Annotated in this window: 9 protein-coding genes; 5 read left to right on the top strand and 4 right to left on the bottom strand. The window is 42.3% G+C overall.

Annotation, left to right across the window (positions count from 1 at the left end):
- Positions 1-144: 144 nt before the first annotated feature.
- Entirely contained in the window at positions 145-654 is a 510-nt protein-coding gene (locus DD616_RS02555; protein WP_208871398.1) for a hypothetical protein, read from the bottom strand.
- Between the two features lie 11 nt (positions 655-665).
- Positions 666-1850: an AAA family ATPase gene (locus tag DD616_RS02560; protein WP_094124152.1), complete on the bottom strand. Its 1185-nt coding sequence runs from the start codon at positions 1848-1850 to the stop codon at positions 666-668.
- A gap of 520 nt (positions 1851-2370) precedes the next feature.
- Here DD616_RS02560 and DD616_RS02565 point away from each other — a divergent pair.
- Together DD616_RS02565 and DD616_RS02570 are read left to right on the top strand one after the other, a co-directional pair.
- Positions 2371-3093 (top strand): ParB-like protein, encoded by a 723-nt coding sequence (locus tag DD616_RS02565; protein ID WP_208871399.1) that lies wholly within the window; start codon positions 2371-2373, stop codon positions 3091-3093.
- Between the two features lie 266 nt (positions 3094-3359).
- Entirely contained in the window at positions 3360-4190 is an 831-nt protein-coding gene (locus tag DD616_RS02570) for a TerC family protein (RefSeq protein WP_047688625.1), read from the top strand.
- A 67-nt stretch (positions 4191-4257) separates the two neighbouring features.
- On the opposite strand, the gene DD616_RS02575 is transcribed toward DD616_RS02570, so the two are convergent.
- A complete protein-coding gene (locus DD616_RS02575; protein WP_208871400.1) occupies positions 4258-5958 on the bottom strand; it encodes a methyl-accepting chemotaxis protein in 1701 nt (566 codons plus the stop codon).
- 548 nt (positions 5959-6506) lie between these two features.
- On the opposite strand from DD616_RS02575, the gene DD616_RS02580 reads away from it, so the two are divergent.
- The 3 genes from DD616_RS02580 to rsgA are packed head-to-tail and all read left to right on the top strand — an operon-like array spanning position 6507 to position 8994.
- The gene (locus tag DD616_RS02580) at positions 6507-7685 is read left to right on the top strand and encodes a methyltransferase domain-containing protein (RefSeq protein ID WP_208871401.1); all 1179 of its coding nucleotides are present in this window, start codon (positions 6507-6509) and stop codon (positions 7683-7685) included.
- A 10-nt stretch (positions 7686-7695) separates the two neighbouring features.
- Positions 7696-7947: an acetyltransferase gene (locus DD616_RS02585; RefSeq protein ID WP_208871402.1), complete on the top strand. Its 252-nt coding sequence runs from the start codon at positions 7696-7698 to the stop codon at positions 7945-7947.
- Positions 7948-7956: 9 nt separating this feature from the next.
- Positions 7957-8994 carry a ribosome small subunit-dependent GTPase A gene (gene rsgA, locus DD616_RS02590; RefSeq protein ID WP_208871403.1) on the top strand — a complete coding sequence of 346 codons (1038 nt, stop codon included), beginning with the start codon at positions 7957-7959 and terminating at the stop codon, positions 8992-8994.
- A 524-nt stretch (positions 8995-9518) separates the two neighbouring features.
- On the opposite strand, the gene DD616_RS02595 is transcribed toward rsgA, so the two are convergent.
- Complete coding sequence (locus tag DD616_RS02595; RefSeq protein WP_208871404.1) at positions 9519-14219, bottom strand: DUF3320 domain-containing protein; 4701 nt, start codon at positions 14217-14219, stop codon at positions 9519-9521.
- Between the last annotated feature and the right edge of the window lie 424 nt (positions 14220-14643).

The following is a 14643-nucleotide window of genomic DNA, read 5'->3' on the forward strand; positions in this document are numbered from 1 at the left end:
TCTAACAAGGTTGTTTTCAGATAAGAAAAGGTATCTTGAAACCATGAAAGTTTAAATAGATCACATAACGTTTTCTGCAACAAATTCCCGACGGTGGAGATTTTGTCCGTAAATCCTTATAATGAAAAATTAAGTTATTTGCATTTATTTTTGATTAGAAATCAATTCTCTAAGACTAACAATCGCTTCTTTTTCAGTAGCATCTAAAACTTCTTTTGAAAACGATTTTTGGTAGCTAGTTTTTTGAGTAGGACAGCCACCAAGAAAAGGTTTGAGTTTAGTTTTACAGCTGTCACCGCAGGTTCCAGCCTTAACACCAAGGACATCAAGTAACATCCCCTCAAGACATACAGGTGCAGATAAAATTACTTCAATCTTATGCTTTTCCGCATACGCCCAATCTTGTTGTGGTATTGCTACGTCACTATCCATCAACACATATCGTTTGTCGTAAGCGGCTTCTTGGCTCTTTTTAGCAGACATGAGAATATTTCTAGGTGAACCACCATCTGATGATTCGATTTTAACTACTTGCCCAGTGTTTCGGCCGTCATAGTTGTCTTTCATGTGATTCAAGAACGCTCTGTCGTGTATACCTTCACCAACGACGATAAGTGACGCAATATTAGCCTTTCTAACTTTCTTCTTCGCCAACTTCAACACTCCTATACGTTGGGGACTGCACCTAGAGCGCCAGCTTGGTACTTAGCGTAAAGGTTGTCATCGGCACGGATGCCTACCATTTCATCCAAACGCCATGCATCACTTTCAAGGCACTCTTTTTCTACGAGGTAGACTTGGTGTTTCTTGAGTATATTTAGCACTTCTGGTGTGTGACAGGTAAAGATAAGCTGTGCATCATGCTGGTTAGTCTCTTTGTGCTTAAACCAATTTAGAATAACTGGGAGCATATGAGGATGGAGGTCGTTATCAATCTCATCTAAAATAGCAACACCACCATATTGTAGTACTGGAAGTACCCTACGAAGCATTACAAAAAGAGCTTTAGTACCGCTAGATTCCTCGAAGAATGGGAGTGTAAATTCACCTTTTTCGCACTTATGGATAGCGAAAGGAAAATCAAACTCTATTTCGTCTCCTTTCTCATCTGTAAGCTTTTGCGACTTATATTCAATATCGTGAATTCCCAAATCGAAGTCAAAGACAGCTTGATGTAATCTCTGTTTCAACTCACTATCTTCTTTTAGAAACTCGGTCGCTTCCAGAATATCACCATCATTGAAATGTCTGCGCCCCATCATATTCACATTGAAAATAAAACTATCAAAGTACTCATAGAACTTAGATGCGTTAGACACATTCTGTTGGAATGCTGCTGAAATAACAGAGACATTACTTCTAACTTTCTTGGCTTGAGCTACAGAAAAGCCGAAGCCTTTTTGCTTGTAGCTGTATCCATCCTCAGTTTTCTCTCTGACGAACACATACGAGTAGCTACGACTCGTTTTTTTATACAGTGATTCCAACAATACATCGTTTTTTGTAATCGATAAGTTGTATTTGTACTGCTCCCCACCGAGCATGAAGTACAGTTCAAAATCAGTAGACTTATCGGTATACAATCGGTGTGGCATGCATGGGATATTCTCAGATGGTTTATAGTCGAACACAGAAGTCGATATAAATGAGCCAAGGAAAGCAAGTGGACGCAACAGCTGAGTCTTACCAGCACCATTAGCACCAACAACAGCCAATACCTTGTTCAGACGCTCACCAGATTCTAGGTTTATGTCGTAGTAGGAAGCTGATGGTTTTTTTCCAACTTCAAAAGATACTTCTTGCTCGCTGCCAAAAGAGTAGAAATTTTCACAGATAAATTTTATTAGCACGGAAACACCATAATCAACGTATTTTTGTTGATTATGGTGCTTAACGAGATGAACTACAAGTGTGTTCAGGGTGATTTAGGTCAAAAATCAAGTTATTCACTAGTCACTATCTAGCCTAATCTCAGGTTAATCCGTAGACACGTTACTGGTATTACGAAAAGTAAGTCAAATGATGCTTTGGTGAAGTGTGTGTTAAATTCATCGAACCAAAGAATGGGGCAAAACTGTGTTGACGGCTCGCTAATCACTCTACTCTGAAACACACTCCAAATGGTAAACGTTAATGCATTCATTCAAAGTTATAACTTTACACCCTCACTGTAACCCTATGATTTTTATCAAACTATATACCGACTGATAAATTCTCCAATACCTTATCGATGTTTTCTGTACCGTTAGGCTTCAAACTCCTACAATGCAAGGCAGAGGGTCGGTGAAGGCTAAACTTTCACTTTTACATATTGAATACTCAACAATGCATTTGATTGCATTGGTACCGTCATCATTCAAAAGGAATAGTATGTTGAGCAAAGGATGGATATTGCTTGCCGCCGCAATCATCAGTCAGGGAGCATGGGCACTCGCTCCTTGCGGGCCAGACAGTGGCATCGGGGACTGGTGCAGCCTGGATATTAATCAGCTACACCCCACTCAGGCCGGGGTTGGTCAACAACAAGTTGATAAAACACAAGCCAAACTGGCGACAAAAAGCCCAGCACAACTTAAAAAGTACATGAAAAAGAAAAAGATTCCGGTAATCGTAGATGCTGATGGCCAGTATTGGTTGGTTGACCGACATCATCTGACTAAGGCGCTTTGGCAGCAAGGTGTGAAAGAGGTGACCGTCCACATCCTTGCTCACCTCGACAACAAGGAGAGCTTTTGGCAAGACATGCAAGGCAACCACTGGACATGGCTGCGCGATGAAAAAGGAGCCCCGCTAACTCCCGATCAATTACCTGTACACATAAGTAAGCTACCCGACTACCCCTACCGCTCTTTGGCTGGTGAACTACAAGATGCCGGTTATTACAGCAAGCATGAACAGGTTTATTTTGTTGAGTTTGCTTGGGCTAGCTGGCTTGGGGAGCAAATGAATTGGGTGCCGGTCAATGCGAGTACGCTCCCAGAACGACTCGAACAAGCGGCACAACTGGCATGTAGCTCAGCAGCTAAGGCTCTGCCTGGTTACCCCGGAGAGCAGTGCTCAACTATGCGCCACCTCATCAACACGGCAAACTAAGGTTCTATCGCAAAGCGAGATTTAAATAAGACTCATCATTTTGAAGATACAATTAGCCTGCGAGCGAACAAATAGCTCGTAGGGCGTTGTTCGATAAGATGAATATGTATTTTGTTACAAATCGCCCTCTTGTCTTGTGGTTCAGTCAATGATTTACTGTCGCTTCCTTAGCAACAGAGGCTTTTATTGACAATGGACGACCCCTTCAGGCGACCAATATTTACTGATCCCCCCCTTCACCGTGCCCCCTTATTTAAGGAGGCCACATGTTAGAACTCTTCCTACTACCCGAAACTTGGGCGATATTTGCCACACTGCTTGCTTTAGAAGTGGTTCTTGGCGTTGATAATGTAGTGTTCATTTCCGTCTTGTGTGAACGGCTCCCCGTTCAGCAGCGGCCGCTTGCGCGTAACTTAGGCATTTTGTTAGCGGTTATCGCTCGGATTGGTTTGGTGTTTTCTATCAGTTGGCTGATGTCGTTAACTGCACCGATAGTCGTTTGGTTTAGCAACGAATTATCTGGACGAGATTTTATCCTCATCTTCGGCGGTGCTTTTCTGTTATTCAAAGCAGCAAAAGAGTTGTGGAACTGGCTAATGCCTGATGAGCATTCACATACGACGACAGTAAGTGCTGGCCTTGCGGTCGTATTACTGCAAATTGTCGCGGTTGACGCGGTATTTTCCATGGATTCGGTAATCACTGCGGTGGGTCTAACTAACGACATTCCTATCATGGTCGCGGCCATTTTAGCGTCTGCGGTGATCATGATATTAACCGCAGCGCGCATTAACGCCTTAGTCACCCGTTATCCGGGTTTTAAAACGCTGGCATTACTGTTTTTAATGATGCTGGGCGGTTTGTTAATCGCGGAAGGTGTTGAGCTGCACATCAATAAAGGCTACGTCTATTTTGCGATGGCGTTTGGTTTGGCAATGGAGATTTGTCATATTCAATGGGCGAAGAAACAAGCAATCCAGATTAAGCAGCTACGTCCGTTAAAGCTATATACGTCTACGTCAAAGCTAAATACGTCAAAACCATATTCGTTAAAAAGGCCCATGCCTTTGCTAAGGTCAAAGTCCTCAGCACATTGAAGAGATAATTGATATCAGGAGGGCGAACAGCAACGTCGCCCTTTCTTCTATCCGAATACTATTGACGTTAAGCTAATTTACGCACACTAAATTGGCTCATTAACGCTTTTAAATCATTGGCTTGCTGTGATAAATCATTACTAGCGTTAGCAGTTTCTTCCGTGCTCACTAATACTTTGTCGCCTGAATCACGAATACCCAACAAATTTTGGCTGACTTCTTCAGCACTCACGGCTTGCTGCTCGCTGGCGGAGGCGACTTGCAAGTTAGATTGCATCAGTTCGTCTAACGCTCCCGCTATCGAATAGAGCTGAGCTTTTGCACTATCGACGAGTGTTGATGATTCGCTGATCTGCTGGTCATTATCTTCTATCGATTTTGCAGCAATTTGAGCTTTATTCACCAACACTTGGATCAAACTGCTGATTTCATGAGTCGCTTCTTGGCTGCGAGACGCCAAAGCGCGCACTTCATCAGCCACAACCGCAAATCCTCTTCCTTGTTCACCCGCCCTTGCCGCTTCAATTGCAGCGTTGAGTGCCAACAAATTGGTTTGCTCTGAAATCGAATCAACCACTGAAACGAAATTCTGAATTTTATGTGTGCTGTCTTGTAACTCTAAGATCATTTTCTGTGAGTTAGCCGCGTTAATCACCAATTGATGGGAGATTTTTTGTGTCACATCCGTCGTCTCACAAGCCGCTTTAACGCTGTTATCTGCACGAGTAGTCGACTCCGCTGCACCTTCAGCATTACTCGCCACTTCTGTAATCGTTGATGCCATTTGCTCCATTGCAGCCGCAACTTGCTGAGTGCTCTCTTGCTGTACAAGCATCGCTTTACGGTTATTCTCTGCCAACACATTTAATTCCGTCACCAGCCCTGCAATGCTGTTTGCTCTTTGAATCACCTCACCAACGGTTTTACTCAACGAGTCCGCCATGGTGTTCATACTTTGCGTCAACTGGCCGATCTCATCTTTTGACTCTGGCACAATGTGCTGATCAAAATGACCATTTGCCATTTTCGCCGCTATATTTCTCACTTTTAGCACAGAGCGAACAATTTGACGGCTGAGTAACGTCCCCATAACAAGGCCAAGAATTATCGAAACGACAGCTAATGTTATTGTGCCCTGCAATGCTCTGTGTTCTTCATCCTCAGTAATGAGAATAGAGGTTGCTGTTTTTTGCTCTAAATCGCGTAGAAAACGTTCAATTTCGGTATTAAATGACCTTTGCATATTTTCTAGTGCGAGTGCTTGCGGCGCAAGTTGTTCTACTGGCTCATTACTATTTAAGCGCTTGAGCAACTCAAATAAAGCCACCTCATATTGGTGATAAGAACGTTCTAACGCTTCAAATGTTTGGTATCGGTTTTGGCTCTCTTGATCAACACCCTTCGCTTGACGATGCTTCTTTGCATCACTGAGTATTTGCTTCGCTTGTGTCAATTCAGACTCCAACACTTTTACGATGTTTTCTGTCTTCTGAGTAAGGTCTTTCAGCGCTTGTGAGTTGCCTTCGACAGGGATTTTAGCCAGTCGAAAAGCCTTTTCTAACACGATAGAGCTTTCCAACTGTTTGATGGTAATATCCGACGTCAACCGGATTAAAGGAATACTTTCATCCGCGATTTCTTCAATTTCAAGCGCAATACGATTCATTTTTACAGCGCTAAAGCTTGCAACACCAACAATTAGGCACAGCATTAGCGTAATTAGCGAAATCATTTTTTGGGTAATCGATAAGTCTTTAATCCACTGCATAAATGCGCTCTCCAAACACAATCATTAAAGCCATTCGTTTATATGAATATTGTTATGCTGTTAAAGATAGTTTAGTAAAACCTAAAACACACCATTTCTAATACTAAGTAACTAGAGGTCATATCTGTTCAAGCGAGTAGAAAACTCTGCTTTTACTTATCAGTCAGTGTGTTAAAGACAAAGCCCGAACGCTTGGGTTCAGGCTTTAAGATAGGGAACAAGGTCTACGGCGTTAGATGCGCTCTACACATTCACGAGCAATTACCAGCTCTTCATTGGTTAGGTTTATATTCGTATCGCATCTGCTAACAGGAATTTGGACAATAGGTTGCCAGTGATTTTGCTAATTTATCTATTCATAAATAAGCTCTGGTATTGAAAACTGGCTACTAGCTACCGACTAATATCTCAAAATCATCCGCAGTCCTCACTACCATCATCTCACTTCTGTCACTGTTGGCGAAAAATTCGAACACGGCCACTTGACCTGTCTACTACTCCATAGTTCATACTCTCGACATACAAACAACATCTAGGTCAAATCTCACATGTATTTGATTTCGGAACTGGCAGCAAAGGCGGGGATCTCTCGCACCACCTTACTCTATTACGAGAAGTTAGGGCTGATTAACGGCCAGCGCCTTGACAATGGATATCGCTATTACAGCGAAAACGATTTGCAGCGACTGTTTTTAATTCAACAACTTCAAAGCGCAGGACTCTCATTGAAAGAGTGCGAACAATGCTTGGACGCCAAATTAAGCCGAAGCTTATTGGAAAATCGGCTGACGCAACTCAACCATGAAATTGATAAAAAAATCCACGCTCGTGAGTTGCTACTGGCATTACTTGGGGAACGCCCTCAAAGAGAGTTACACCATTCCCTGAGTCAAAGTGCGCCTAGCGCTTACTTAAACTGGTTAAGTACGCAGGGTTACAGTGAAAAAGAAGCGCTCAGATTAAAGTGGTTATCAAAAGATATGAACGAACACGAGAGTTACATGAAAGACTTTATGACAGTCTTTGCAACATTAGAAAGATGGGGGCCAGGGAGTCACAAGGACTCGTTAAAAGCGATTTCGTTGATGTCGCCCCAAACAATGACCGATATTTTAGACATTGGTTGTGGTACGGGCACCTCAACATTACTGCTAGCCGGTAACAGTACCGCGCACATTACCGCCGTGGACAACGAGCCTATTGCCATCGAACAGCTCAATAAAAAAATCCAAAACGCACAGTTACATGAGCGGATTTCTCCTGTTTGTGCCTCCATGACGGAACTGCCATTTCAGGCAAAGAGTTTTGATGCCATTTGGGCGGAAGGCTGCGTCTACATTATGGGGATGGAGAACGCATTAAAACAATGGAAGCCTCTGTTAAAAGACAATGGCGTATTGATGGTGAGTGATTTGGTTTGGCTGACTGACTCTCCCAACGAAGAGACAAAACAGTTTTGGCTGGCAGACTACCCAGACATTCAATCGATACCTAAACGGCTCGCTTTGTTCAAAAAGCATGGCTACGATGTGATCGAACACTTCTCATTAGGCGTCGATGCATGGCAAAACTACTGGCAACCTTTGCAAGACCGAGTTGAAGAGTTGCAAGCTGTTATGCCTGCGTCCCAAGCATTACTGGACATTAACAAAGAGATTTCGATTTATGAGCGATTTGCCACAAAAGACTTTACCTATCAGTACCTTATTTTAAAACTTGCAAACTAGAGATAGATATATGAAATACGCTTTGTACAAACAAGAACAAGCTCAAGAAATCATTACACTGTTCAATGACACATTTTCGGATTCAGAAGGTAAAGAAGAAGGTGCATTAATTGCGAAACTCGTGGAAGACTTTCTCACTTTACCAACCAAAGATGAGGATCTTTATGTGTTTATTGCACAATCTTTAGTTGGTGGAGTGATCCCTCACGTTGCGGGTAAACCAACATATTTACCCGCCCTCGACAATCCCTATTATTGGTAGGTGGTGAACATGAACGCTCCTTCATTACTAGAGTTAGGTATGCGACCTTTTTTCCAGCAGCAACTGTCTTTAGAAGAGTTAGAGAACGGCTCGCTCGGTCGAATCATCGAACATCATAAATCTGACGTTGTTTTGATGAGTGACAACGGGACGTTACGCTTGAATCTCCCACCGAAACTCGAAGCGGTATGCGTGGGCGATTGGGTTGTGTTCGATCACGAACGAATACTTCGTGTGCTCGAAAGACAATCCTTGTTCCAGCGCAAAGCGGCTGGCAGCACTCTCAAGCGACAGCTAATCGCAGCCAACATTGATTGTGTTTTTATCGTCAGTTCATTTAATGAAGATTTCAGCTTAAATCGCATTGAGCGTTATTTGGCTTTGGCTAATGAAGCGGGTGCTCAAGCGGTGATTGTGCTGACAAAAGCCGATTTATGCCCTGATCCTGATGATATTCGTGAGCAAGTACAAAAGCTTGACCCGCTATTGGGCGTTCACTGTGTTAACGCGTTGGATAGCCAAGACGTTTCTGTATTGGAAAATTACTGTCAGAAAGGCAAGACCATTGCGTTTCTCGGCTCCTCGGGTGTCGGAAAATCAACACTGGTCAATAGCTTACTTGGTCGCCATGAAATGGAAACTGGCCATATTCGTGAACAAGACAGCAAAGGTCGCCATACCACTACCCATCGTGCGATTAAATGGTTACCCAGAGGTGGTCTGTTGATGGACACGCCAGGAATGCGAGAGTTACAACTGAGCGATGTCAAAGAAGGGATTCAACTCACCTTTGCCGATATTGAATCCCTCGCATCTCAATGTCGTTTTAGTGACTGCCTGCATGAGAATGAACCGTGTTGTGCGGTCAGAGAAGCAGTAGAAAGAGGAGAGCTATCCTCTAGGCGATTAAACAACTACAAAAAGCTACTGCGCGAAGAAGCCCACAACAGTGCGACATTGGCGGAGAGAAGAGCGAAAGATCGTGCGTTTACGAAGATGGTGAGCTCCGTTCAGGAGAAAGCGCGCTCGGCTAAAAAGTTTCGATAACCATTTAAAGAATCATCATTAATCACAAACCATTTGCTCTGTTGAGCATCTAATCAAAGTACTTCTCTATACAGAAAAATATTACTTTTAGTAAGGCAAAATCGTATTAACAAAGTGTGAATGAGTATTTACCCTAACCAGTAACGGGGCATCAACAACCCAGCACTAACCTCGCTAACTTAGATGCAAAAAAATGAATTGCAGAAGTCAATAGAATTAGTAATGGGTGTGTCGCCATGCACATCCTTAGCTATGGTCTATCCACCATATGAGCACAAAAAAAGCGAGCACCAAGATCGATTTTATCTATTTGATTTTAAATGTAATTATAGCAACTCAACCGACTGTTAGGCGATCACGAATTCTTCGTTAGTTGGGTTTCCATTAGTATCGTATCCGCTAACAGGGATTTGGACATAAATGTTTCCGTGCTTTTTCTAAATAAGCAAAACATGAATAACCACATGTATGGTAAAGTCAATTAACTCAGCGCAAGTCTAGATAGTGCTGTTCACCAAGCTAAACTAAGAAATTCGGTAGATGTCGCCCTTTATTTCCAAATAACCTAACTGAACTTGCTCAAACAGTATTGTTTCTGTTCTATCTTTCATCGTTTTACTTGTGCTAGAAAAACCGAGTACTTCCGTAATCGACTTAACTAAGTCATCGCTAGATATAGAGAAAGTATCCTTAACAGTCTCTATTGCGGCTTTTGCGATTTCACCATCATAGATCAAATCATACTTGCGCTCGTTTGACGGGAGTTCAACTCGATTACGAATCGTAATCTCACCTTGGCTTTTAGCAATAATGAATTCACCGTCTAATTCAACTTTACCTTGCCGATTGAGTAAACCAATACCATCTAGAATCGATCGATTAATCCGAGCCCCACTTCGCGTGCTACCCACCGCAGACAAAAGACGAATGGTTAGATGCTTGACGTGAATTGGAGATTCAAGCTCTACAATTTTGATAATATCCTCTGCTAGGGCTGTCGTGCTTACTTCTGGGATCGTATCGCCATACCCAAGGTATAACTGCTCTTCAGGGAAAGCCTGGTAAACGGCAGCAGATGCCTGATGTTCAACTTCTACCCTGTCAATCGCCGCTTTTGGCTTTGATTTTACAGTCTCTTCAACAATAGGCTCTGAATCATAGGCTTCATAATAAGCAATAGTTGACTTGATAGCATCATTTAACCTTTCCGTTTCTTTATGGCGGTTGCGGAACCAATCAGTACTCCAAATGCGGTGAAAGCGCCAACCAAGTCCTTCAAGGACACTCTGACGAATACGATCTCTATCACGTGCGCTCTTTGAACTGTGGTATGTCGCGCCATCACACTCTACCGCAAGCATATAGCGACCAAGTTTATTTGGATCTCTCACTGCAATATCAATATAGAAACCAGCACAACCTACTTGTGGTTGAACTTGATAACCTAGAGAGCGAATGGAAGAAATAACATCCTCTTCAAAAGGTGAATCAGGTGCTTTGCCCGTCTCTTCTCGCTTAATGAGATCGCCTGTTTCAGCATAATGTAAGAAGTTCTTCAGCGCTCGAACACCAAACGGCGATGCCTCAGTCGTTGGCATTTCATCACCTTTGAAGTTACTGAATACCTCCATGCACATACGAGCACGTGAGATAAGAACGTTGAGTCTTCGTTCACCGCCATCACTGTTTAGTGGACCGAAACTCATTGGCAAGCGACCTTCGTTCGTCTTACCATAGCCGATACTGATATAGATGGTGTCACGCTCGTCACCCTGCACGTTTTCAAGGTTCTTAACGAAGAAATCTTCCCCTTCTTCATGCTCTCCAAAAAAGTCCTCAAGATCTGGGTTCGCTTTTCTTAGTCGTTCAACTTCCAAAAGGATTGCATCCCGCTGAGCTGTACTGAATGCAACAACACCTAGTGTTTGATTTGGCGTTGTCTTAGCATGTTTAATTACAGCTTCTGCAACCTCTGTCGCCTCTCCCACATTACTTCGTGAGCCACCACGATCGTATGTAGTATTCGGCAAGTAGTTAAAACTCAAACCTTTCGCATGAGGGTTAATGCCCGACGAAGGGAAAATCATCAGCTTATTGTCATAAAACTCTTGGTTAGACACTGCAATCAATGACTCATGACGACTACGGTAATGCCATTTAAGCATCTTTTCTGGTGTACCTGACGCTAAGAACATGCCCAGAATACTTTCCATATCCGCAGTGAGGCTTTCTTCTGCGTCTTCATCATCTAAGACTAATTGTTTGCCGAAGAAACTTGTTGGCGGCATCTGCTTGGTATCACCAACCACGATAACCTGCTTACCACGCATAATAGCCCCAAGCGCATCAGCAACTTTAACCTGTGAGGCTTCATCGAAGATTACCAAATCGAAATCAACCACACCTGGCTCTAAATAAGTCGCTATCGACATTGGACTCATCATAAATACGGGCTTGATCTGCTGGATCACACGACCTGATTTATTAAGCAGTCGTCTAATTGGCATTTGACGGCGCTTCTTATTGAACTCACGTCTTAAAGTTTCAACTTCACCTCTTGCTGATGGGTTGGGTAAATTATCGTAGAGCTGCTTAACCAATGACTCTTGAGCAAAGTGGAACAGTCGCCCGTCTATGAAGCTGAACTGCTCAATCTGTTTTTCATGCTCAACTCGATCGAAATAACGGATTTCATCTATTGAATCATACTGATGTTCAACAAGTGAGCGATAAAACGTATATTTGAAGCAGTCACGGAAAAGTGTTGGCACATTAGCCCAAGTAAATGCCTCCTGTTTCCATTTTGAAAGTCCGATTCGGTCTAACTCAGCTCCTAAGCGATTAAAGCGAGTTAGAGGGTAAAATTTTTGAATATCTTTCCCCAACAACTCAACATCATCAATAGATAAAGAGTCACAACAGTCAGTAAAGTTCGTCAGATCTAGCTGAAGTAATGAAGCTAATTCGCTCAGCATACTTTCACGCTTACTGATTAACTCTTTTACATGGTTAAGCTCTGTCGTGGTAAATCCAATTTCCTTTGAAGGGTCTAAGTACTGCGCAGCACTCGCATCGAGTGAGCCAGACTTAATTCCTGAATGGCACTGGTGAACCCATTGAAGCGGTTTTAAGATCGCGATCCAGTCAGTACTCTCATTTTTAAAATGACTACCGATAGTATCTATTGCTAGTTGTGCAGAATCGATGAAGCGCTTTTGAGTTGAGCGATACTCCAATACGGTATCAATTCTTTCAATCCATTCATTTACACCGCCAGCAAGTCCATTCTTAGACATACCAGCATAAGTACTTTTCGCTCTTCGATAGTCACCTGATAAGAATCGCCACCATTTCTGACCAGTCGTCAGCAATGAGCCACGGACAGGCATCCAATCGTAATCTAAAGCATTATCGACAAAGCACTCTGATAACTCTGCCTTTTGATCTTGTAGAGTTACACCTTGAAGAGCAAAGTCGAGTATCGCATCACCTTTAGACTCCCACGCAGAAGAATTCGCATCAACGCTCTCAAGCTCGGGTCTATCTGCAATAAGAGAAAGCCCCTCTAAAACCGAGATACAGTCTGTGTAATTAAAGATAGGTGAAATATAACCAGCGCAGATATGAAGGCCTTTAATCTGGTTAATAATTTCTTGCTGTGTTTCTTCTAATTCAGAGACGAGCTTTTGAGCCACTTTATCATCAGACGGCGAATAATCTTTGAGAGTGGTTGATGAAAACAGATTAAGGCTTGGCGCATCGTGCTCACTTAAATAGTCAACAGTCTCAATTATCTTCGCCAGGGCAGATAAGTAATAACTCTTATCCCAGACATTTAAATCAAAGTCGGTACTTGGTAGCTCATCTAAATCGATTGAAGCGTCAGTAACGATTCGCTCAAGCTGTGAACTATAACCTAGAGCATCATGATAACTCACTTCGGAATTGGCAATACTTTCATTCACCGATAGAGAATAATCATCCAACTTATTACGAAGAGACACTAAGCGGCCTATATCGTCACTTCTCTCTGGAGTGACAGGAGCGTGCTGCATCAGTGTACTTTCTAATGAAGAAAGTACTGATTTCTTGTTCGCTTTGTGGGAGTGTAACTCTAATACTGAATCACCAATATGGCAGTTATCCAGTCGTCGTTTAACAACATCAAGTGCTGCCATTTTTTCAGCAACAAACAGCACTTTTTTATTATCAGCTAAAGCCTGAGATATGATGTTTGTGATAGTTTGTGATTTACCTGTACCAGGAGGACCTTGAATAACAAGATTGGCCCCCGACTTTGCCGCTAATACGGCTTCTGTTTGGCTTGAGTCCGAATCTAAAACCAGTTGAACTTCTTCAACACGGTTGACATCCATTGGTGTTGAATCGAGCAAAGTTGCATCACGTTCAAAACCTTCCGCAAACAGCTTTTTAATTAAGCTATTTTCCGCTGGTTTCTTACCTTCAGGCCACACTTCATCTGACAAGTCCTGATACATCTGAAACTTACCAAAAGAGAAGAAACTTAATACGATTTTATCGCTTTCTACCGACCAACGCTTTTCACCTGAAATGGCATTCGCGACTGATTTTAAGTAGCCTTGGAAATCATAGCCCTCATCTCCTTCTTCAAAGTCAGGTAAGACAATACCGAACTCCATTTTAAGCTTAGCCGCAAGGGTAAGGTTTGTTCCTAGTTCTGATTCTGTGTAGCGAATTTTATATGCTTCACCTGCATCAGCTCGGAAAATTTCGACAGGGATAAGTACTAAGGGAGCATGTCTCGATTTGTCAGAATTATCATCTTCAAACCACTTAACTAAACCAAGAGCAAGATAAAGTAAATCAACCCCCTGTTCTTGGACAAAGGTCGTAGCTTCCGTGCTCAGCTTTAGTAAGCGAGTATCAAGTGATTTTCTAAATAGCTGAGTTTGCAGAGCGTTATCAGCGTGCCTTTTATCACCATTTGTTTCTTCAAGATGAGCTGTCAAATCAGTTAAAGATATCGAATTGCTATCCTCTTTCTCTAGAGAATCAGGAGCTGGAAGAAATGACATTGTCTTTGAGTCTTCAACCAAATGTTGAAACACTTGCTCGGACTTTTCATCAACAATGTCTAGAATTTTGGCTCCCTTGCCGACATTAAGTAATGTATTTCCTCTAAGACCCATATCAAGGAGTTCTTGACGGCTTTTATCAAAAATATCTTTAAGATTCGAGTTCATGTTGCAGTTAAAACCTTATATTTCGTTAACCGTATTTAATCCCAAAAAGCCAGCTACACTACAGCTTAATAACTGACCTATTTGAACTACGTATCGACTGGACTTCTAAGTAGATGTTTTCAGCAATCAAATTACTTTTAGCAAATTGATACTGTTTTTGAAATCCTTCCAGATATAGAGCTTACCTTTGGGTACGTAATTTTTTAGTTAACCAAAGTTTTGCTCTCTATGTGCCCGTCAAAGAAGCTATCTGCATATGAGATTCTAACATTAGAAAACGTTGGTCAATATAATCGTGCTTGTTTAGTGAAGAGTATCTACTCTAAGTGATAAAGGGGCATAAATTTGTTAGCCAGAGGCGAGTTGAATAAGCTCATCTTTGAGCAACTTAAGTAGTTACGTTATGCTGTAGGCCTTTATTGTT

The organism is Vibrio anguillarum, assembly GCF_003390515.1.
Taxonomy (GTDB): Bacteria; Pseudomonadota; Gammaproteobacteria; order Enterobacterales; family Vibrionaceae; genus Vibrio; species Vibrio anguillarum.

Bases quoted from the DNA above. Each gene is read 5' to 3' on its own strand.
- DD616_RS02570 (WP_047688625.1), top strand. From the start codon at position 3,360: ATGTTAGAACTCTTCCTACTACCCGAAACTTGGGCGATATTTGCCACA.
- rsgA (WP_208871403.1), top strand. From the start codon at position 7,957: ATGAACGCTCCTTCATTACTAGAGTTAGGTATGCGACCTTTTTTCCAG.
- DD616_RS02580 (WP_208871401.1), top strand. From the start codon at position 6,507: ATGTATTTGATTTCGGAACTGGCAGCAAAGGCGGGGATCTCTCGCACC.
- DD616_RS02585 (WP_208871402.1), top strand. From the start codon at position 7,696: ATGAAATACGCTTTGTACAAACAAGAACAAGCTCAAGAAATCATTACA.
- DD616_RS02565 (WP_208871399.1), top strand. From the start codon at position 2,371: ATGTTGAGCAAAGGATGGATATTGCTTGCCGCCGCAATCATCAGTCAG.
- DD616_RS02595 (WP_208871404.1), bottom strand. From the start codon at position 14,219: ATGAACTCGAATCTTAAAGATATTTTTGATAAAAGCCGTCAAGAACTC.
- DD616_RS02575 (WP_208871400.1), bottom strand. From the start codon at position 5,958: ATGCAGTGGATTAAAGACTTATCGATTACCCAAAAAATGATTTCGCTA.